This is a genomic window from Streptomyces pseudogriseolus, from assembly GCA_002154585.1.
GTDB classification, from domain to species: domain Bacteria; phylum Actinomycetota; class Actinomycetes; order Streptomycetales; family Streptomycetaceae; genus Streptomyces; species Streptomyces pseudogriseolus.
On record MUNG01000112.1, the window covers coordinates 17035 to 37502 of the forward strand.

General features: G+C 70.1%; 17 protein-coding genes, 1 tRNA gene and 1 pseudogene. 16 read left to right on the top strand and 3 right to left on the bottom strand.

Annotation, left to right across the window (positions count from 1 at the left end):
* Nucleotides 1-411: 411 nt before the first annotated feature.
* Nucleotides 412-744, top strand: a pseudogene (locus CCN29_RS11845) (tyrosine-type recombinase/integrase); the annotation flags it as partial.
* A gap of 96 nt (nt 745-840) precedes the next feature.
* Nucleotides 841-1314, top strand: a complete 474-nt coding sequence (locus CCN29_RS11850; protein WP_086681528.1) for a YxiG-like protein — start codon at nt 841-843, stop codon at nt 1312-1314.
* 123 nt (nt 1315-1437) lie between these two features.
* Here the strand turns inward: CCN29_RS11850 and CCN29_RS11855 are convergent.
* Nucleotides 1438-1510: transfer RNA gene (locus CCN29_RS11855), tRNA-Arg, on the bottom strand.
* A gap of 596 nt (nt 1511-2106) precedes the next feature.
* On the opposite strand from CCN29_RS11855, the gene CCN29_RS11860 reads away from it, so the two are divergent.
* On the top strand, nt 2107-3291 hold the full coding sequence (locus tag CCN29_RS11860; RefSeq protein WP_006135758.1) for an IS701 family transposase: 1185 nt from the start codon (nt 2107-2109) through the stop codon (nt 3289-3291).
* Nucleotides 3292-3328: 37 nt separating this feature from the next.
* Here CCN29_RS11860 and CCN29_RS11865 read toward each other — a convergent pair whose 3' ends face one another.
* On the bottom strand, nt 3329-5242 hold the full coding sequence (locus CCN29_RS11865) for a helix-turn-helix domain-containing protein (protein WP_086681531.1): 1914 nt from the start codon (nt 5240-5242) through the stop codon (nt 3329-3331).
* 330 nt (nt 5243-5572) lie between these two features.
* On the opposite strand from CCN29_RS11865, the gene CCN29_RS11870 reads away from it, so the two are divergent.
* Nucleotides 5573-6364 carry a methyltransferase gene (locus CCN29_RS11870; protein ID WP_006135761.1) on the top strand — a complete coding sequence of 264 codons (792 nt, stop codon included), beginning with the start codon at nt 5573-5575 and terminating at the stop codon, nt 6362-6364.
* Here CCN29_RS11870 and CCN29_RS11875 read toward each other — a convergent pair.
* Nucleotides 6352-7467, bottom strand: coding sequence for a transaldolase family protein (locus CCN29_RS11875; RefSeq protein ID WP_086681534.1), 1116 nt, complete (start codon nt 7465-7467; stop codon nt 6352-6354). The two genes, CCN29_RS11870 and CCN29_RS11875, sit on opposite strands and share 13 nt — an antisense overlap.
* Nucleotides 7468-7834: 367 nt before the next feature.
* Between CCN29_RS11875 and CCN29_RS11880 the strand changes: the two genes are divergently transcribed.
* From CCN29_RS11880 to CCN29_RS11935, 12 genes are all read left to right on the top strand, one after another.
* Complete coding sequence (locus tag CCN29_RS11880) at nt 7835-8242, top strand: cupin domain-containing protein (protein WP_037817397.1); 408 nt, start codon at nt 7835-7837, stop codon at nt 8240-8242.
* A gap of 46 nt (nt 8243-8288) precedes the next feature.
* Entirely contained in the window at nt 8289-9947 is a 1659-nt protein-coding gene (locus CCN29_RS11885; protein ID WP_086681537.1) for an FAD-binding oxidoreductase, read from the top strand.
* 8 nt (nt 9948-9955) lie between these two features.
* The gene (locus CCN29_RS11890) at nt 9956-11422 is read left to right on the top strand and encodes an MFS transporter (protein WP_442538330.1); all 1467 of its coding nucleotides are present in this window, start codon (nt 9956-9958) and stop codon (nt 11420-11422) included.
* Between the two features lie 104 nt (nt 11423-11526).
* Nucleotides 11527-12288 (top strand): SDR family NAD(P)-dependent oxidoreductase, encoded by a 762-nt coding sequence (locus CCN29_RS11895; RefSeq protein ID WP_086681541.1) that lies wholly within the window; start codon nt 11527-11529, stop codon nt 12286-12288.
* Between the two features lie 229 nt (nt 12289-12517).
* Nucleotides 12518-13684 carry a 3-deoxy-7-phosphoheptulonate synthase gene (locus CCN29_RS11900; RefSeq protein WP_086681544.1) on the top strand — a complete coding sequence of 389 codons (1167 nt, stop codon included), beginning with the start codon at nt 12518-12520 and terminating at the stop codon, nt 13682-13684.
* Between the two features lie 61 nt (nt 13685-13745).
* On the top strand, nt 13746-14516 hold the full coding sequence (locus CCN29_RS11905; RefSeq protein WP_006135769.1) for a 2,3-dihydro-2,3-dihydroxybenzoate dehydrogenase: 771 nt from the start codon (nt 13746-13748) through the stop codon (nt 14514-14516).
* Nucleotides 14517-14655: 139 nt separating this feature from the next.
* Nucleotides 14656-15297, top strand: a complete 642-nt coding sequence (locus tag CCN29_RS11910) for an isochorismatase family protein (protein WP_006135771.1) — start codon at nt 14656-14658, stop codon at nt 15295-15297.
* On the top strand, nt 15294-17216 hold the full coding sequence (locus CCN29_RS11915; RefSeq protein WP_086681547.1) for an anthranilate synthase family protein: 1923 nt from the start codon (nt 15294-15296) through the stop codon (nt 17214-17216). Before CCN29_RS11910 ends, CCN29_RS11915 begins: the two co-directional genes overlap by 4 nt.
* A complete protein-coding gene (locus tag CCN29_RS11920) occupies nt 17204-17536 on the top strand; it encodes a hypothetical protein (RefSeq protein WP_006135773.1) in 333 nt (110 codons plus the stop codon). Before CCN29_RS11915 ends, CCN29_RS11920 begins: the two co-directional genes overlap by 13 nt.
* A 30-nt stretch (nt 17537-17566) precedes the next feature.
* Nucleotides 17567-18838, top strand: coding sequence for a 3-phosphoshikimate 1-carboxyvinyltransferase (aroA, locus tag CCN29_RS11925; protein ID WP_086681550.1), 1272 nt, complete (start codon nt 17567-17569; stop codon nt 18836-18838).
* Complete coding sequence (locus tag CCN29_RS11930) at nt 18835-20022, top strand: 3-hydroxybenzoate 6-monooxygenase (protein ID WP_031021466.1); 1188 nt, start codon at nt 18835-18837, stop codon at nt 20020-20022. The genes aroA and CCN29_RS11930 overlap by 4 nt, the downstream gene beginning before the upstream one ends.
* Nucleotides 20019-20468: chorismate synthase (locus CCN29_RS11935; protein WP_143661312.1), on the top strand; the 450-nt coding region annotated here is incomplete at its 3' end. The genes CCN29_RS11930 and CCN29_RS11935, both read left to right, overlap by 4 nt.

Sequence of the window (20468 nt, forward strand, 5' to 3'; positions counted from 1 at the left end):
ATGCACCCGCATCGCTGCGCGCAGGACCTCGAGTTCGGTTCGAGGGAACGGACGGCCCCACTGGGCAGCGTAGGCCTCTTCACCGAGTTCATATGCGATCTGATCAAAGGCGCGGACGGCCGACCGGGCCAGTTGCGCAAGTGTGTGGCGACCGGACCAGAGAAGGGTTCCCGCACCATCCGGCGCACGGTCGCATCGGCCACGACGAGGCGGATGGTGACCCCGGCTCCGTGCCGTTGGAAGAACCATCGGTAGACCTGAGGCTCCCCAAACAACTCGGCACGCGTCTCCCGGTCCCCGAGCACCAGTCTGGCCACCGCATACAGGAACTGCTCGGGCCCGTCAGTGACGTACGAAGCGATGACGTCAGCTTCGCCGTGAGCGTCAGCCACCTGGACGAGCGCCCAGCCGGAGCACTTCGCCGCTCCCGGCCGCGACGGGCACGTCTTCGTCGGACCCCAGGGCGGGCAGCTGCGGCGCAGTAACTTCCGGGACGACTGGGTCAAGGCCCGGAAGGCCGCGGGCGTCACGGCCGAGCTGCACTTCCACGATCTTCGGGACACGGGCAACACGCTGGCCTCGACGGCTGGGGCCAGCACGCGGGAGCTGATGACGCGGATGGGGCACAGCAGCTCGCGGGCCGCGCTGATCTACCAGCACATGACCAGCGACCGTGACCGGGCTATCGCTGACCGGCTCGGGGCCATGATCCGCGAAGGTGGGGGAGAGGAAACGCCCGGCTAAGTCTTGTCCGAGCGATCGTCGTGGAGTCCTCAGCCCTTGGCACCGGTGTAGATATCCGGCTGTCAGGGGCTGATCGCGTGGGATAGAAACGGTTGCATGGACGCCGCGGTGCTTGAACAGATGTTGGACGAGATCTTCGATCACGCCGTCGTCCACCACGGATACACCAGCTACATGCGCGACTACGAGGTCATCGTCTACATGACGGCGGATCCCCGCACCGGTGTCGAGCCGGCGTATCTGCGGTATCTCTTCCGGTACTGCGTCGAGGCCCGGTGCGAGTCGTCCGTGCTGCCGGAGACCTGGAGTGTCTCTTTGGACGACTGCCTCATCGACCATGAGACCGGCGTCGACCTCGACGGATATGTCTGGGGTGTGAAGTGTCACCCTTTGTACCCAGGTGCGAAGGTCCTTCCGCAGTCCGAAGCGACCCGCCGTTGGGCGCAAGCCGTGGGGATCGACTTTCATGAGGTCTGCATCGAGACCAACGCGCACCGTCTCACCCTGCTCTTCTCGGACTTGCAGGTCAGTGAGGTGGCGGTCGGGTATGCGCCTTTCGTTGCGGAGTAGCGGGCATCCCTTCCGCTCCGACGAGTCGCCGAACGGGCGTAGTGGCACGCGTGTGGCACGACCCCGGACACGACGAAGGGCCAGCCTGGGAGGAAAACCCTCCTGAGCTGGCCCTTCTGCCTGTGCCCCCGGCAGGATTCGAACCTGCGACACCCGCTTTAGGAGAGCGGTGCTCTATCCCCTGAGCTACGAAGGCGGGGCCTCGCATGCAGCGTGGCTGAATACTCTGAGTGAGCGTTCACCCGCACTGCGGCAAGGGTGGGACCGCCGCTGACGGCGTTCCCTGACAGGTTAGCGGATCAGGTGAGGGTGGGGGGCCGAGGATGATGCCTCGGCTCGGTTCCAGGGTTGGCGGGCCGATCAGCCGTCGGTTCCCCGGCGGACCCGGAGCCGGCGGGCCCGGAGCCGGCGAGCCTGGCGTCAGCTTGGCTGAGTTCGAGCTGCGACTTCCGTCGCCCCGTGCCTCCCGGCGCCTGCATGCCTCGCCCCGCGTCCCTCCGAGGGAAGAGACCATTGTGGGGGGCCAGGCTGCCCGTGTGGCACAGCGGCGTCGGCCGGCACGGTCCCGTCGGCGGGCGCGGTGGCCGAGCGGGTGGCGCTCGAGGCGGCTGGAGGTGGTCGCACCACACATGGGCGCTGCGGCCGCGTCACAGCTGCCGTGGAGGGAGCCCTTCCGGGGGTGGTCGGGCAACCGTCGTCGCCCGCAGGTGTGTGTCCGGTGCACCTCCCGTGGCCGGACGCGCGTGGCCAGAGTGGAGGAAGCGGCTGTGAACCGGACGAGCGGGGGGAACCATGAACGCGGAAGTCGTCTCCTGGCACCGAATACGAGGAAGGGCCTACGACGTCATCCATCCGGACCACGCGTTCAGCGCTGAGCTCTTCGCGTCATTACGCCGGAGTGACCAGCGGCTGAGGGCGCGGCAATATCTGAGTGGGCTGCTGGCGGCGGAGGGGCGCAAGTCGATCCGGAACATCGCCGCCTTCGCCGGCGGGACCGCGGCGGAGCAAAGTCTGCACCACTTCATCAGCAGTTCCACCTGGGACTGGTCGCCCATGCGCGAAGCCCTCACCGACCGTGTCATGCGGGTGCTGGGACCAACGGCCTGGGTCGTACGGCCGCTGTTCATTCCGAAGGCGGGCGAGCACTCGGTGGGGGTGGAGCGGCAGTTCGCCCCGGAGCTCGGACAAGTGCTCAACGGACAGCTGGCTTTCGGAGCCTGGGCTGCGGCCGAGGAGGCGAGTGTCCCCGTTCAGTGGCGATTGCATCTGCCCGAGTCCTGGCTCGGGGACGCGCGCAGGTGTCGTAGGGCGGAGATCCCCGGCGGAACCGAGGCGGAGACACCGGAGGAGTGCGCGACCGCTACGGCGCTGACCGCCCTGGGCCAGTGGCCGGTGCCGAAGCGTCCTGTCGTGCTCGACACCCATGTGAGGGGCCTCGGCGGCGTCGTCCGGCCCTTCGCGGAGGCTCGGACGCCCTTGCTCACCCGGGTGCAGGGGAGCACGCGGCTGATCGTGACGGACCGCGCGATGCCCGGGTACCGGGCGGGAGCGATTCCGGCCCGTCACATCATGGAGTCCGTGCAGGGTCTGCGCCGTCCGCTGGAGGACGCCGGAGGGCCGGTACGGCGTACCACGCTTGTGGCGGCGGTCCGCGTACGGCTGTCCCGGCCGGGCTCCGGGCCCGAGCTGTTGCTGATGGGCGTGTGGCACGAGCTGGGGAAGGCCCCGGTGGACCTGTGGCTCGCGGCCCCGGCGACGGCGCCGGTCGGTGACCTCGTGCGGTTGACCCGGCTAGCGGGGCGGGTCGCCGAGGACGAGGAGCGGATCGGTGAGCGGGTGGGTATCCGGGACTTCGAAGGGCGCTCGTTCCCTGGCTGGCACCGCCACATGACGCTGGCTTCCGTCGCCCATGCGGTGTCGGTGCTGGCGAACGAGTCGGATGAGCTGCCCCTCCACGCGCGTCGAATCTCCGCGTGACCCTTGTGAACCTGGCTGTCACGGAGCCGGGTTGCCGTCAGTCGCGTACCGTCCCGACGGCGGTGTGGCGGTGACGCAGGGTTCGCCGGGTGCGGTGCAGGCGGAGAGCGAGCTGGATCTCGAGTGCTCGTTCAGGGTCCTGCCAGTTCGCGCCGAGGAGTTCGGCGACGCGCTCCAGACGCCGGAACACCGTGTTGGGGTGCACATGCAGGTCCGACGCCGCGCGCGTCGGGCTCGAGGAGGAGGCGAAGTAGGCGTCCAGTGTGCGGGTCAGCTCCGTGAAGCGCTGGGCGTCGTAGGTCAGCACGGGGCCGATCACGGACTCGACGTAGTCGCTGACGCCGTGCGTCTCGGAGAGCAGTACGCCGAGGAAGCCCATCTGCTGCGGGGTGGCGACGCAGCCGATGTTGCCCAGTTCGGTGAGTGCTTCCAGACAGCTGAGGGCCTCGCGGTGGGTCTGGGCCACGCGGTCCGGGCCCGAGACGGGCCCGGCCGCCCCGATCGTGACGGGACGACCGACGAGCGGCGTGAGTTCCCCGGACACCGCGGTGGCCGCGGCGAGGGGGTCCTCGCCGGGGATCAGCAGTGTCACACAGCCTTCACGGACCTTCATGAGCCCGGACATGCGATGGGCGTACGACGACGCCCAGGCGGCGGCGCGGCCTTCCGCACCTCCCTCGGGCCGTGCCAGCACCATCACGTGCGGTTCGTCGATGGAGATGCCGAGCCGGCGTGCCCGCGGGATCAGCTGGCGCGGCTGTGGCCGGATGTCGCTGAGGAGTTCTTCCAGCAGTTCGTCACGGATCTGGTCGTGGGCGACGGTCGAGGTGCGCTGAAGCAGCAGGATGAGGGCGACCGCCCGCGCGGTGAGCTGGAGCAACCGCACCCCGAAGTCGTCCGTGAGCGGTTCGTCGGGGACCAGCAGAATGGCACCGAGGTTCTCGCCGCCGGCCGTGACCGGCGCGACCCAGCCACCCTCGGGCATGGGCACGGGGCGGCCCGCCGCATGGGCGTCGTAGGTCCACCTGAGGACGTCGTCCTCGGCCAGTTCGGGCGGCGTGCCGGTCACCACGACCGTGCGTCCGACGCAGTCCCTGACGACCAGCGCCCCCGACAGTTCCTCGGCCGCGGCTTCGGCGAGGGTCTGCGGATCGCAGCCGCCCAGCACCAGGTCGATCAGCCGGATGTAGGCGGCCTCGACGCGGCGTTGCACGTGGAGACTGCTCCTGGCGCGGGACGTGTCCAGTGCCAGTTCGGTCACCTCGGCGCGGGTGTCCTCCAGCAGCCGCGCGCGTTCGACGGCGACGCCCGCCAGCTTGCCGAGCGAGCGCATGAGGCTGATCTCGTCCGGAGTGAAATGCCGTACCTTCCGGTCGGCGCCGTAGAGGGTGCCGAAGACCGTCGTGCCGTGACCGAGCGGTACCGCCAGGATGGCGTGCAAACCCTCGGCCCGCACGGCGGCATCAATGTCGGGGGAGTGCGGAAGGTCCTTGTCGGCCAGGTAGTCGGGGCTCCATGCGGGCGCGCCGGTCCGCTGGACGAGGCTGCCGAGGCCTGAGTCCTCGGAGGTCTTGAGGCCCACGCTGAGCGACGTGGTGTCGCCCTCCGCCGCGCGGATCAGAGAGCCTGCGCTCTCGTCGTCGGTGTCGCGCAGTCCGATGTAGGCCATGTCGAAGTTCAACAGTCGGCGTGCCCGTCGTGCGATCTCGTGCAGGAGTGCGTCCATGCCGTGCACCAGGGTGAGGTCGTGGGCCGTGTCGACGAGTGCGGCGAGTCCGGCCTCGCGCTGCTGCGCGTGGCCGATCAGGGCCCGGACGCGCGAGGCCAGGCGGGCGGCCTGGTCGAGTTCCGCGAGGGTCGCGTCGGAAGCCTCCTCGCGCCGGGCGGTGTCCAGCAGTTCCTCGAACCGAGCTGTCGGCGCCCCCGTGGCGAGCAGTTCCAGTACGGACATCACATCCGGCGAAGCCTGCTCCGGCCCCCCTGCCATCACTTCCCCCGTGATTCTCTGTGGTCGAGTGTGATCGGATACGTAGGTCTTTAGAGAGCCTAAGTTCCTAGCCCTGCGGTTTCAACCGCTTACGGTACGTGGTCGCACTGCTGTTCCTGGAGAGTGGTGGTCGAGGCACCCTTGACCCCTGCCAACAGTGTGGTCGGACCACCTGTCGCTCGCCCGGGCTGTCACGGAAGGATCGGGCCGGGGCCGTACGCGAGGGGATGCGGGCGGTGGCCGGGAACGCGAAGGCGGTGCTCGGCGATCAGGAGAGGACCGTCGGGGGGCGCGATGTCCGAGATCAAGAGTTATCTGCGTTCGCTCGAACGCAGCCGTGACTCCATGCGGCCGGAACACCGCCCGAAGGTGTTCTCGCTGCGTGGAAGGGAATGGGACCTGCTCGACACGGTCTTCGCCCCGCTGCACGCGGGTACCACCGAGATCGTCCTGGATCTGCTGGGCCTCTCCGACTCCGTACGCCGCCCGCGACGCGGCGCGTTCCTGGAGATCGGGTGCGGCACCGGAGTCGTCGCCGTGACGGCGGCCCTCGCGGGCTGGGAGCGGGTCGTCGCCTCCGACGTCAACGCGAAGGCGGTGGCGAACGCCGCGCTCAACGCCCGGCGGCACGGGGTCGCCGACCGGGTCCGAGCCGTGCACAGCGACCTTTTCGACGGGCTGCCCGCCGGACAGCTCTTCGACACGATCGTCTGGAGCTCGCCGTACGTCCGCGCGCCGGAGGACTACCGGTTCGGCTCTTCCCTGGAACGTGCCTATGTGGATCCCGGATACGAGGCGCACCGCAGGTATGTGGACGAGGCACCGCGCCGGCTGGTGAACGGCGGCCGGGCCCTGCTGCACTTCAGCAGCAGGGGGGACATGGACGGACTGCGCCGGATCGCCGCGGAGACGGGCCGGCGGCTGCGGGTGCTCAAGAGGCACGACGTCGTCGACAGGGGAGACCTGGTCGAGCACTTCCTGGTGGAAGTGCGTTCCGGCGAGGGTGCGTCGGAGGGGAACGACGGCACCGTGCGTCGGGGCGGGCTGCGTACCGAACCAGCTCCGACGGCGGCTCAGCCTGCCTGAACCAACGCCAGGAGTTCGTCCCACGCGGCGCGCTCCCTCTCGGCCGCCGCGGCTTCCAGGTCGTGCGCGAGCGAGTCGACGACGATGCCGGCCCGTCCGAGCGCGTCCATCACCCGGCGGGCCGAGCCGTGTTCCCCGGAGAGGGTGTCGCCGTGGAATCCCTCGCGGCGGTCCAGCGCTTCCAGCGCCGCCTGGGGCAGGGCGTGCAGCGTCATCCAGGCGATGATCCGTCCGACCCGGTCCAGTGCGGTCCGAGGGGATTCCGATGCGTTCTCCGAAGTCCACAGCAGCCGTTGCGGACGGGCGCCGTCGGCCACCAGGGAACGCCAACGGGAGCAGCCGAGGCTCTCCTCGTAGCGGCGGTAGACGAGCCGCGCGGTGGCCACCCCGGCCTGTCCGCGCAGCTCGGCGGCGCAGGGGGCCGTCGAGCCGTCCAGCAGGGCGTCGACACGGGCATTCAGATGGCCGGTGTCCAGCGAGACGAGCGAGGTGACGCCGGACGCGGCGTGACCGTCGGCCAAGGCACGCTCCAGGCCGCGAAAGTACGTGTCCACCGCCTGGGCGTACCGCCGCACGGAGAACACGGAGGTGACGTGCACGCCGACCCGGTGGGCGAGCAGGTCACCGGCAGCGGCAAGTCCTTGTCCCGAGACGGGGATCCGGATCAACAGGTTGGGGCGGCCCACTGCCTCCGCGAGCCGCCTGGAGTGGTCGACCATCGCCTTGGCGTCCGCGGCCAGCCGGGGCGCGATGCCGAGGGAGACCCAGCCGTGCATGCCTCCCGTCGCCCGGAACACCGGTTCCAGTGCGGCGCAGGCCGCACGGGCGTCCTCGGCGATGAGCGCGTAGACGCGTTCCTCGGCCGAGGATGCCGCGTCCGGAAGCCGGTTCAGCTGATCCCGGTAGGCGGTGGTGCCCGACATCACCCGCGCGACGGCCGCGGGCCGGGAGATGACGCCACCGACCAGCCCGTCGGCCACCAGCCTCTCCAGGCTGCCGTCGGCCAGCCGGCCCCGGTGGTAGTCGTCCAGCCAGAGACCTACCCCCTCCGCCGCGAGCTGGTCCAGGGCGCCACTGCGTTTCGAGCGCGGCCGTGTGGTCAATGACTGCCTCCGCTCCGGCGTCCGAAAGGTAAAGGGCGACCATAATCCTAGGGTCTGGCATTGGCTTGCTGTCCATTTCACGATAACGGTCGCGCCGCTGCGCGGTCACATCGCGGCAACCTGACAAAGTATGCGGCGCGGGCTTGAGTTTCGATGCGTATTGTGTTCCGGGCGGGTGCGGGGCGGCACCTGACAAACTAAGCCGCGCGCATTGCGGGCCGCGACGACGGTGTGTGAAGCTCCCGGCGAAATGCTGAACACCTGACCGCACTGTGCTGGAGGGACCTTGACCGCAGGGCTAGCAGGACGGTCGCCGATAATTCGCCGCGACGGTGAGGGAACTTCCCGGCTCTGGGGGAAGGGGTCGGTGGTCACCACGAAGCTCTCCGCCGAGGAGACCGGCGGCGCGTTGGGAATCACACACTTCAGTGCCGTGCTGGGAGAACGCGCACCGCGCCACATGCACACCCTCGAGGACGAAATCTTCATCATCGAGGGCGGCGAGGTTCGCCTCACTGTCGGCGACCGCACGGAAACCGTCGAGGGTGCGGGTGTGCTGTTCCTGCCGCGCGGTGTTCCGCACTCCTATCTGGTGGAGAGCGAGACCGCTCGTTTCTATGTCGTCACCACGCCTGGTGGATTTGAGAGATTCTTCTCGCAGGCCGGTTATCCGACGGGCCTGGGGAAGTCGGCGCCGGTCGGTGAATCGTGGTCGGTCGACCGCACCGTGGAATTCGCCGAAAGTCTTGGCCTCGGAATTATTTGGGGCGACTGAGCCCGTCTGTCAGCTTGCACCGACACAGAAAGAGAACGCGAGTTCCATGAAAAGACGAAGCGTCCTGGCCGGCACGGCCGTGGCGATAGCCGCCACGGCCCTGGAGACCGGCCCCGCCGCGACGGCCGCCACCGCCGCCACAGGAGCCGCTCCTGACGCCGTCACCATCCTCCCCGGCGACCCCCGCTACGCGGATCTCGTCGTCGGCAACAACTCCCGCTGGGTCGCCCGGCCCGACTCCGTCCGACTGGTGCGTACCACGGAGCAGGTGGTGCGGGCCGTGCAGGAAGCCGTGGACGGCAACAAGCGGATCTCGGTGCGCAGCGGCGGCCACTGCTACGCGGACTTCGTCTTCAACCCCGAGGTCCGGGTGGTCATCGACACCTCACTGCTCGACACGGTCGGCTACGACGAGCGGCTCAAGGCCTTCGAGGTGGGCGCGGGATCGACGCTGCTCCACGCGTACGAATCGCTTTTCAAGGGCTGGGGCGTCACCATCCCCGGTGGCATGTGCTACTCGGTGGGCATGGGCGGTCACATCAGCGGCGGCGGCTACGGCATGCTGTCCCGACGGCACGGCCTGACGGTCGACCACCTGTACGCGGTCGAGGTGGTCGTCGTCGACGCGAAGGGCAAGGCCCGCAGCGTGGTGGCCACGCGCGAGGCCGACGACCCCAACCGCGACCTGTGGTGGGCGCACACCGGCGGAGGCGGCGGTAACTTCGGCGTCGTCACGCGGTACTGGTTCCGCAGCCCGGACGCCACCGGCACCGACCCCGCCTCGCTGCTGCCCAAGCCCCCGGAGGAGGTTCTGGTCAGCGCGCTCGCCCTGCCGTGGAGCGAACTGAACAAGGTCTCGTTCGTGTCCCTGGTGCGGAAGTTCGGCGCCTGGCACGAGAAGAACGGCTCCGTCGGCTCGTCCGCGGCCTCCCTGTGCAGCTTCCTGATGATGAACCACAGGGCGAACGGCAGCATCGGCCTGCTCACCCAGATCGACGCCACCGTGCCCGACGCGAAGAAGGTGCTCGACGACTTCCTCGCCGAGGTCACCGCCTCACTGTCCGACACGGCGGTGCGCCCGATGTCCGACCCCGTCGGCGAACTGGGCGCGTTGCCCGACCTGTTCACGCCTCAGGCTCTTCCGTGGCTGCACTCGGTGAAGCTGCTGGGCACGAGCAACCCGACCCTGACCAATCCGACGCTGCGCGGCCACCACAAGTCCGCCTACCTGCGCAGGAACGTCACCGAGGCGCAGGCCACGGCGATGTACCGGCACCTGACGCGCACCGACCACGAGAACCCGGCGTCCATGGTGGTCCTGCTGTCGTACGGCGGGAAGATCAACACGGTGGCGTCCGGCGACACCGCGTCGGTGCAGCGGGACTCGGTCTTCAAGGGGCTGTTCCAGAGCTTCTGGGCGGGTGCCGAGAACGACGCCGCGAACATCGGCTGGACACGTGACGTGTACGGCGAGGTCTTCTCGTCCGGCGGCGGATACCCCGTACCGGGCGTGGCCACGGACGGCTGTTACATCAACTACCCCGACGCCGACATCACCGACCCGAAGGTCAACACCAGCGGCGTGCCCTGGTACACGCTCTACTACAAGGACAACTACCCGCGGCTTCAGCGGATCAAGGCCGCGTACGACCCTCGGAACATCTTCAGGCACTCGCAGTCCATCACCCATCCCGACCACACGTGAGGCGAGCTGTGCAGGAGCATGACGTCGCCGCGGCCGAGCGGACGAAGTCGGCCGCGACGGCCGCGGAAGCGGCAGGCGTCAGGAGAAGAGACGTGGCCTTCGCCCTGCTGGCGTCGGTCCAGTTCGTGCTCATCCTCGCCATGAGCGTGCTCAACGTCGTACTCCCTGACATCCAGCGCGAGTTCGGCCTCGACCGCGCCGAGCTCGCGCTGCTCGGGGCCTCCTACCCCATGTCGTTCAGCGGCCTGCTGCTTCTGGGCGGTCGGCTGTCCGACCTGTACGGGAGCCGCCGGGTGTTCCTCCTCGGCACCCTTCTGTTCGGTGGGAGTTCGGCGCTGGCGGGCGTGTCCACGGGGCTGTGGACGCTGCTGGCGGCGCGTTTCGTCCAGGGCGCCGGTGCGGCACTGGCCGTACCGGCCGCGATGGCGCTGGTGAGCGTCGTACACACGGAGCCCGTGCGGTACGCCCGTGCCATGGCGGTCTGGGGTGGGCTCGCGGCCTCCGGCGGAACTGCCGGGATGCTGCTGTCCGGGGTGGTGGCCTCGTGGAACTCCTGGCGCTGGGCGTTCGTCGTACCGGTCGCGGTCGCGGTGGTGACCCTCGCCGCCGCGCCCCGGCTGATTCCTGCGGGTGCCCCGCCCCGGGGTGGCCGGCTGGACGCTCTCGGAGCCGTCCTGGTCACCATCGGGATCGCTCTGCTCAGCTACGGCCTCGTGGAGGCGCCGGAGCGCGGCTGGACGTCTCCGGTGGCGCTCGGCACGCTGCTCGGCGGCGGTGCGCTGCTGGTGGGCTTCGTCGTCACCGAGGCACGGGTGGAGCAGCCGCTGTTGCCGCTGGCGTTCCCCGCCTCGCCGCGCCGGGCCGTGGCGCTGCTCGCGGTCTTCCTGGGTGCCGCCGGGATCACCACGATCTTCTTCATGCTCGCGCTGTACTTCCAGGAGGTTCGGGGCTACTCCGCGCTGAGGACATCGGCGGCGTTCCTGCCCTTCGGACTGACCCTGGTCGTCAGCGGCGGGTCCGTGGGCAGGCTGGTGCAGCGCTTCGGACCGCGCGTGGTCCTGGTCGCGGGGCTGGCGCTCGCCGGTCTGGGGCTCGCGGCGCTGGGCCGGATCGGCACGGACACGCCGTACGTCGGCGCGGTGCTCGTCGGTCTTGTGCTCTTCCCCGCCGGGACGGCGCTGGTCTTCGCCGGTTCCACCGTGTCCGCGACCACCGACGTCCCGCAGGACCAGGCGGGTCTCGCCGGCGCCGTGGTCAACACCGCGCTGGAGGCCGGCCCCGCCATCGGCCTCGCCGTCCTGGTCACCCTTGCCGCAGGACACACCGCCGACCTGGAACGCGCCGGCACCGGGCCGGCGTCCGCCCTGACCTCCGGCTACGGCTTCGCCTTCACGATCGCCGCGGTGGCCTTCGCGGCCGCAGCGGTGTGCGCGCTCTTCCTGCTGCGACCTCGCTCGCCCGGGAGCGGCGGCTGAGAGCCCCACCGCCTCGAGCGCGGCGGCCGACCCCCGGGTCTCCCGCCACCTCGAGGCACCCCGATATCCGATTCGCAACGACACATGTCAAGGAGCACCCCCCCATGACCGCCCGATTCAAGGACAAGGTCGTCATCGTCACCGGGGCCGGATCCGGCATCGGCCGGGCCAGCGCCAGGGCCTTCGCGCGTGAGGGCGCCACCGTGGTCGCCGCGGGTGCCCGGCCGGAGTCCATCAAGGAGACGGCGCGACTCGTCGGCGAGGACGGCGGCACCGCCGACGCCCTCGTGGCCGACGTCACCCGGCCCGAGGACATGGCGCGCCTGGTGCGCACGACGGTCGAGCGCCATGGCGGCCTGCACGTGGCGCACAACAACGCCGGCATCTTCGGCAAGCCCACCCCGGTAGGGAACCTGGACCTGTCCGTGTGGCAGTCCGTCCTGGACGTCAACCTGAACGGCGTCCTGATCGGCATGCAGCAGGAGATCGCGCACATGAAGGCGCACGGCGGCGGCGTCATCGTCAACACCGCGTCCAACATCGGCTACCACGGGCGCCGCCCCGGCATGGCCGCCTACGCCGCGTCCAAGGCCGCCGTGAGCACCCTCACCCGTGTCGCCGCCCTGGATCACATCAAGGACAACGTGCGCATCAACGCGGTGAGCCCCGGTGCCACGGACACCAGCATGTCGCTGCGCCCGGGGGAGACGGACGCCGACCGCGCGGCCCGGCTGGCCACGACGGTGCCGATCGCCCGTGTCGCCACGACCGACGAGATCGTGGCTGCGGTGCTGTGGCTGGCGTCCGACGAGTCGAGCTTCGTCGTCGGCCACGACCTCGTCGTCGACGGCGGCGTCACCAGCTGACCGCGGTCCTTTCCGACGCACGGCGTCCTGGTCCTGTGGCTTGAACGGCGACAGGAGCGGGACGCCTCTTCTTTTCCATTGATGCTGGGTCGCCGGAACATGAGGCGGCGGAACATGACGAAGTCGCGAACCCCCTCTTCACGGAGATTCCGCAATTCCGCAGAATCGATGAAAGCAACTCACGAGTTCAGCCGAAGAAATCCTTCTTCGCCCCACGAGAGGAACCGTGTTGAACAGCGAGCTCGCTCACATCGAATCGCTGCCCGCTCTTCAGCAGCCCGACTGGCAGGGCCATCCCGTGAGGGAGCGGGTCCGGCGGGAACTGAGCGTGCTGCCGCCGCTCGTCGAGACCGCGGACGTGACCCAGCTGCACGACCACCTCAGGGCGGTCGCCGAGGGCCACGCCCAGGTCGTCCAGGCCGGAGACTGTGCCGAGGACTGGGCGGAGAACGGCCGCGTGGACGTCGCCCGCAAGGCAGCCGTACTCGACCTCCTGGCGGGTGTCATGCGCGTCAACGTGGGCATGCCCGTGGTGCGCGTGGGCCGGCTTGCCGGTCAGTACGCCAAGCCGCGCTCCAAGCCCACCGAAACGGTCCAGGGCGTCGAACTGCCCGTCTTCCGTGGGCACATGGTGAACGACCCGAACCCCGACCCGGTGCTGCGGCGGCCCGACCCCCGACGCCTGCTGACCGGCCACAAGGCCGCACGTGAGGTCATGGAACACCTCGGCTGGGCCGCCGGCGCCCCACGCGCCCAGGCTCCCGTGTGGACCAGCCACGAGGCGCTTCTGCTCGACTACGAACTGCCCCTGACCCGGCGGCAGGACGACGGCAGCCTCCTGCTCACCTCGACGCACTGGCCGTGGATCGGCGAGCGCACCCGGCAGGTGGACGGTGCCCACGTGGCGCTCCTGGCGGCCGTACGCAATCCGGTGGCCTGCAAGGTCGGACCGGCCATGACGCCCGGGGAACTGCTGCGCCTGTGCCAGCGGTTGGACCCCGACCGCGTCCCCGGCCGGCTGACGCTCATCGCGCGTATGGGTGCCGGTACGGCACCCGGCGTGCTCCCGGCCCTGGTCGCCGCCGTACGCGGAGCCGGGCACCCGGCGATCTGGTTGTCCGACCCGATGCACGGCAACACCGAGGCCGGGCCCGACGGCCTGAAAACCCGTTTTGTGCAGGCCGTCGTACGCGAGGTCGAAGAATTCCAGGAATCCGTGGCACCGGCCGGCGGGATCGCCGGCGGCCTGCACCTGGAGACCACCCCGGACGAGGTCACGGAATGCGTCACGGACCGCACTTTTCTGAATTCGGTCGGGGACAAGTACACGAGCTTCTGTGATCCGAGGCTCAATCCCCGCCAGGCCGTCGAGGTCGCCTCCGCCTGGCGTCGTTGAGAAGTCACTCAGGAGCAACTGGAAATTCTCTGGAAATCGCTGGCAAGGAGGACTGTTCACCATGCGGGAAAAGATCGCGCTGGTCACCGGAGCCGCGGGCGGAATCGGCGCGGCGGTCGTGCGGACCCTGGCCGAACGCGGGGCCTCGGTGGCCGCAGTGGACAAGGACGACGACCGGTTGGACGAGGTGGCCGCGAAACTGGCGGCCGAAGGACTGCGGGTCAGGGCGTTCCCCGCCGACGTCACCACGAGCGCCGGCGCCGAGCGCATGGTCGCGGACGTCGAGGACGTCCTGGGGCCGCTCGACCAGTTGGTCAACGGAGCAGGCGTGCTGCGCCTCGGGAAGGCGACGGGCCTCACCGACGCGGACTGGGCGGCGACGTTCGCGGTCAACGCCAACGGAGTGTTCTTCGTGTCGCGCGCGGTGATCAACCGTATGGTCCCGAGGCGCTCCGGTGCCGTCGTCACCATCGCCTCCAACGCGGCGGGCACCGCCCGCACGGACATGGCCGCGTACGCGGCGTCCAAGGCGGCGGCGACCATGTTCACCAAATGCCTGGGCCTGGAGGTCGCCCAGTACGGCATCCGCTGCAACGTGGTCGCCCCCGGCTCCACCGAGACCCCGATGCTCACCTCCATGTGGCAGGACGACAGGGGCCGCTCCGCGACCCTTGAAGGCTCACCCGCCGCCTACCGCGTCGGCATCCCCCTCGGAAAGCTGGCCAGCCCCTCGGACGTGGCCGACGCGGTCGCTTTCCTCCTCTCCGACCAGGCCTCGCACATCACGATGCACGGCCTCACCGTCGACGGCGGCGCGACCCTCGGCGTCTGACGGTCGGCCGCCGAACGGTGCGGCCTCGGCATCCGGCGACCTGGCCGGTGACACCACACCCCCGGAGTCCGGCATCCCGGCGGACGGCGGTGCGCCCCCTGCCGTCCGACGAAACCAAGCGACAGAGGAAGACAAGACCATGCCAGGCATACCCCCCATCCAGCCCTACCCGATGCCCCAGGCCGGCGACCTGCCCGCCAACACAGCCGCATGGCGTGCCGATCCGAACCGGGCGGTCCTGCTCGTCCACGACATGCAGCGTTACTTCCTGCGACAGTTCCCCGAGGGTGAGGCGCCCGGTGGCGACCTTGTGCGCAACGCCACCCGGCTGCGTGAACAGGCGGTCGCATCCGGCATGCCCGTCGCGTACACCGCGCAGCCGGGCGGTATGACCGAGGAACAGCGCGGACTGCTCAAGGACTTCTGGGGAGCGGGTATGCGTGTCGACCCCGCCGATCGCGAGGTCGTGGAGTCCCTCGCGCCGGGCCCGGACGACTGGCTGCTCACCAAGTGGCGCTACAGCGCGTTCTTCCGCACCGACCTGCTGGAGAGGATGCGCGCCCAGGGACGCGACCAGCTGATCCTCTGCGGGGTGTACGCCCACATCGGGGTGCTGTCCTCCGCCGTGGAGGCCTTCACCAACGACATCGAGACCTTCCTGGTGGCCGACGCCGTCGCCGACTTCACCGAGGCGTACCACCGGCTGGCCCTCGACTACGCCGCCGAGCGCTGCGCCGTGGTCACGACGACGAAGTCCTTGATCGAGGAGCTCGCCCGATGACCATGGACAACTCCCGTACGGCACCCGGCCCTACGGAGCCCGACCTGCTCGACCGCATCCTGGGACCGCGGCCGTCGCCCGCATTCGCGCTGCTGTACCGTCCCGAGTCCGGCGACCCGGACACCCTGGAGGTCCTGTCGGGAACGGCGGCGACGGTGGACACCGTGGCCGGGATCCCCATGACGGAGGCACCCGACCCCGGCGCCGGGGCTCGTCAGGACGTCCTGGCGGTGATCCCCTTCCGCCAAGTCGCCGAACGCGGCTACGCCTGCGCCGACGACGGCGAACCCCTGATCGCGATCACCGTGCGGGAGCAGACCACCCTCGCGGTCGGCGACGCCCTGCGGCGGCTGCCGGACGAGCCTGTCGTGCTCGACGGCGGCGCCTTCGACCTGGACGACGACGAGTACGCCGGAATCGTCCGCAAGGTGATCGCCGACGAGATCGGCACGGGCGAGGGTGCGAACTTCGTCATCAAGCGGTCGTTCGTCGCCGACATCACTGACTACACCGTGCACAGCGCCCTGGCGTTCTTCCGGCGGCTGTTGGAACGGGAGCAGGGCGCGTACTGGACGTTCGTCGTGCACACCGGTGACCGCACCTTCGTCGGCGCCAGCCCCGAGCGGCACGTGAGCCTGCGGGCGGGCCGGGCCGTGATGAACCCGATCAGCGGCACGTACCGCTATCCGCCCTCCGGCCCCACCTTGCCGGGAGTGATGGACTTCCTCGCCGACCGCAAGGAGGCCGACGAGCTGTACATGGTCGTCGACGAGGAACTCAAGATGATGGCGCGGATCTGTGACCCCGCCCCCCTGGTGGTGGGCCCGCATCTGAAGGAGATGGCGCGGCTCGCGCACACGGAGTACTTCATCGAGGGCAGGAGCGACCACGACCCCCGCACGATCCTGCGGGAGACCCTGTTCGCACCCACGGTGACGGGCAGCCCGCTGGAGAGCGCCTGCCGGGTGATCCACCGGTACGAGCCCCGGGGGCGCGGCTACTACAGCGGAGTCATCGCCCTGATCGGGCAGGACGAGCGCGGATGGCGCACGCTCGATTCCTCGATCCTCATCCGCACCGCCGACATCGACGACACGGGTCGGCTGACCATTGGCGTGGGCGCCACCCTCGTACGGCATTCCGACCCGACCTCGGAGGTCGACGAGACCCGCGCCAAGGCGGCCGGCCTGCTCGCCGCTCTGGGGGCCGACGGCTCCACGCGCCTGGCCGAACACCCGCGCGTGCGCCAGGCTCTCGAACAGCGCAACAGCTCCATCGCCGGGTTCTGGATCGGCGAGCACAGCCACGGCGCGGGCGCGCGGCCCGGACTGGCCGGCCGCCGGGTCCTCGTGGTGGACGCGGAGGACACCTTCACCTCCATGATCGGCCACCAGTTGCGGGCCATCGGACTGAAGCCGACGGTCCGGCGCTTCGACGAGCCGTACTCCTTCGACGAGCACGACCTGGTGGTCATGGGGCCGGGCCCGGGCGATCCGCGCGCGGTCCGCGAACCCAAGATCACCCATCTGCGGTCCGCGATCCGCGCGCTCCTGGACCAGCGCCGGCCCTTCGTCGCCGTGTGCCTGAGCCACCAGGTGCTCAGCACCCTTCTCGGTCTTGAACTGGTGCGCAGGTCCGAGCCGAACCAGGGCGTCCAGCGGGAGATCGACCTGTTCGGCACCCGCGAGCGGGTCGGCTTCTACAACACCTTCGCGGCCCGCAGCGCGGTGGACGAGTTCGAGGTACCCGGCCTCGGGACCGTCGAGGCGAGCCGAGACCCCGGCACCGGGGAGGTCCACGCGCTGCGCGGGCCGGGCTTCGCCTCGATGCAGTTCCACGCAGAGTCCGTGCTCACCCAGGGCGGCGTGCGCATCGTCGGCGACGCGTTCGAGGGGGTGCTCCGTTCGTGCGTGCGGTGATCGCGTGGTGGGACCTCGACCGGTCCGAGCAGACCATCGCCTCGCTGCGGGACTTCCTGCGTGATGAGGCAGTGGACCGCTTCTCCCAGGTCCGAGGGCTGCGCCTGAAGGTGTGGATCTCGGACGAGCGTACCAACCGGTGGGGCGCCGTCTTCCTGTGGGAGTCGGCGCAGGCCGCTGACGCGCCCGTCCCGGCCAGGGCGGCCGAACTCATCGGCTACCCGCCCACCGAGCGGCATGTCTTCGACGTCGAGGCCACCACCGAGGGCGCCTACGACACCGTCCAGCTGGCCCGTCTCGGCCTTGCGTTCACAGGCTGAGCCGACCACCCACATGCTGGAGGACACTCCATGAGGGCCCGTATCCCAGGCTCCAAGAGCATCACCAACCGTGCCCTGCTGCTGGCCGCCGCCGCGGTGGGCACATCCCGGCTCCGGCTTCCGCTCGTCAGCGCCGACACGATCGCCTTCCGTACGGCGCTCACGAGCCTCGGTGTCCGGATCCGGACGTGGGAGGACGACGAGGTCTGGGAGGTCACCGGGGCCGGGCGCGGCCCCGCGGGGAAGGCCTGCGTCCGGTGCGAGGACGCAGGCACCGCGGCCCGTTTCCTGCCGCCCTTTGCCGCCGTGGGCCACGGCCGGTTCGTCTTCGACGGCAGCGCCCAGCTCAAGGCCCGGCCCCTGGGCCCGTTGGCCGACACCCTGTCAGCTCTGGGCGCCACGGTGACGACGGGGACTGCGGGCGGCGGGCTGCCCATGACGGTGGAGAGCGCGGGGCTCGACGGCGGAGCGGTCACCGTCGAGTCCTCACTGAGCAGCCAGTTCCTGTCCGGGCTGCTGATGGCGGCCCCGTTGATGCGCCGCCCGCTGGCTCTCACCGTGGACAGCTTGGTCAGCCGCCCGTACATCGCCATGACGCTGGCCCTGATGCGCAGGTTCGGCGCGGACGTCACCGAACGGCCCGCGGACGTCATCGAAGTCCGGCCCGGCGGCTACGTCGCCCTCGACCTCACCGTCGAACCGGATGCCTCCACCGCCTCCTACGTCTTCGCGGCCGCCGCGGTCACCGGCGCCACCGTCACCGTGCCCGGTCTGGGCCACGGCAGCCTCCAGGGCGACCTGCGCTTCGTCGACGTACTGCGGCAGCTGGGGGCGCGGGTGGACGTCACGGACTCGGCCACCCGCGTCACCGGCGAGGGCCCGTTGCGGGGCGGTTTCCGCGTCGACATGGGAGAGATCTCCGACACCTTCATGACACTGGCGGCCATCGCACCGCTCGCCGACGCGCCCATCACCATCCGTGGCATCGCCCATGCCCGGCTCAAGGAGTCGGACCGCATCGCCGCCGTCGCGCATAATCTGCGTGCCCTTGGCGTGGACACCGACGAGGGCCACGACTGGATCACCGTCCACCCCGGCGCGCCCACCGGCGCCCGCATCGCCTGCCGTCGCGATCACCGCATCGGCATGGCCTTCTCCGTCCTCGGACTCCGCGTTCCCGGTGTCACGCTCGACGACCCCTCCTGCGTCGGAAAGACCTTTCCGGGATTCCACGAGGAGCTGCGGCGGCTCTTTCCCTCGACCTCTCGACCGGCTTCACCACAGCGACAAGGATCACGATGAAGGTACTCATTGCCGGGGGCGGTATCGGCGGCCTCGCGGCGGCACTGAGCATCGCGCACCACGGCCACCAGGTCGTCGTGCTCGAACGAAGGGACGCTTTCAGCGAACTGGGGGCGGGGATCCAACTGGGCCCGAACGCCTTCCATGCCCTGGACCACCTCGGCGTCGGTGCCGCGGCACGGCAGAGCGCCGTCCACATCGACGAGTTGCGGTTCATGGACGGCACCACCGGGCAGCGGGTCGCGAGCATGCCGCTCACCGGCGCATACCGCACCCGCTTCGGCAACCCGTACGCCGTCGTGCACCGCGGCGATCTCTATCAGACACTCCTTGACGGCTGCGTCGCGGAGCGGAACATCACGCTGAACACCAACTGCTCCGTGACGCGGTACGAACAGAACTCGGAAGGCGTTACGGCCCTCACCGACACCGGGCAGCGTTTCACCGGCTCGGCGCTCATCGGCGCCGACGGCATACGCTCTGCTGTGCGGGAGCAACTCGTCGGTGACGGCGCGCCGCGCGTGTCCGGCCACACGATCTACCGGTCCGTCATCCCCATGGAGCAGGTTCCGCAGGAGCTGCGATGGAACACCGTCACCTTGTGGGCCGGCCCGAAGTGGCACTTCGTCCACTATCCCATCGCGCGTGGGAAGTTCCTCAACCTGGCCGTCACCCGCGACGACGCTGCACAGGACGTCGTGAGCGGCAGGCCCGCCGAGCGGACACATGTCCTGTCCGAGTTCCCGGGACTGAGCGCCACCGCACGGCAGCTGCTGGAACTGGGGACCGACTGGAGGACATGGGTCCTGTGCGACCGCGACCCCGTCGAGCGCTGGACCGACGGCCGCGTCGCCCTCCTCGGTGATGCCGCTCACCCCATGCTCCAGTACGCGGCCCAGGGTGCCTGCATGGCCCTTGAGGACGCCGTGCTCATCGGTCAACTGCTCGCGGGAGCCGGCGAGGACGTCCCGCAACGCCTGGAGAAGTACAACTCCGAGCGGTACGAACGCTGCGCCACGGTGCAGCAGGTGGCCCGTGCCATGGGCGAACAGCTCTACCACCCGGCCGGCGACGCCGCTGCCGCCCGCAACGCGATGCTGTCCTCCTTCACGGTCGACCAGCTGTACGACAAGGTCGAGTGGCTGCACGGGGCTTGCATCGGCGGGGCGGGAGGGTCCCGTTGAGCAGGTTGCGCTGGCTGACCGCGGGGGAGTCCCACGGTCCCGCACTCGTCGCGACGCTGGAGGGCCTTCCCGCCGGCGTGCCGATCACCACGGACATGGTGGCGGACCACCTGGCGAGGCGGCGGCTCGGCTACGGTCGCGGCGCGCGCATGAAGTTCGAGCGGGACGAGGTCACGTTCCTGGGCGGCGTCCGCCACGGACTCACCCTGGGCTCCCCGGTCGCGATCATGGTGGGCAACACCGAGTGGCCGAAGTGGGAGCAGGTCATGGCGGCCGACCCGGTCGACCCGGAGGTGCTGGCCGGCCTCGCGCGCAACGCGCCGCTGACCCGGCCGCGTCCCGGCCACGCCGACCTGGCCGGCATGCAGAAGTACGGCTTCGGCGAGGCCCGTCCGATCCTGGAGCGCGCCTCCGCCCGTGAGACCGCCGCCCGGGTGGCGCTCGGC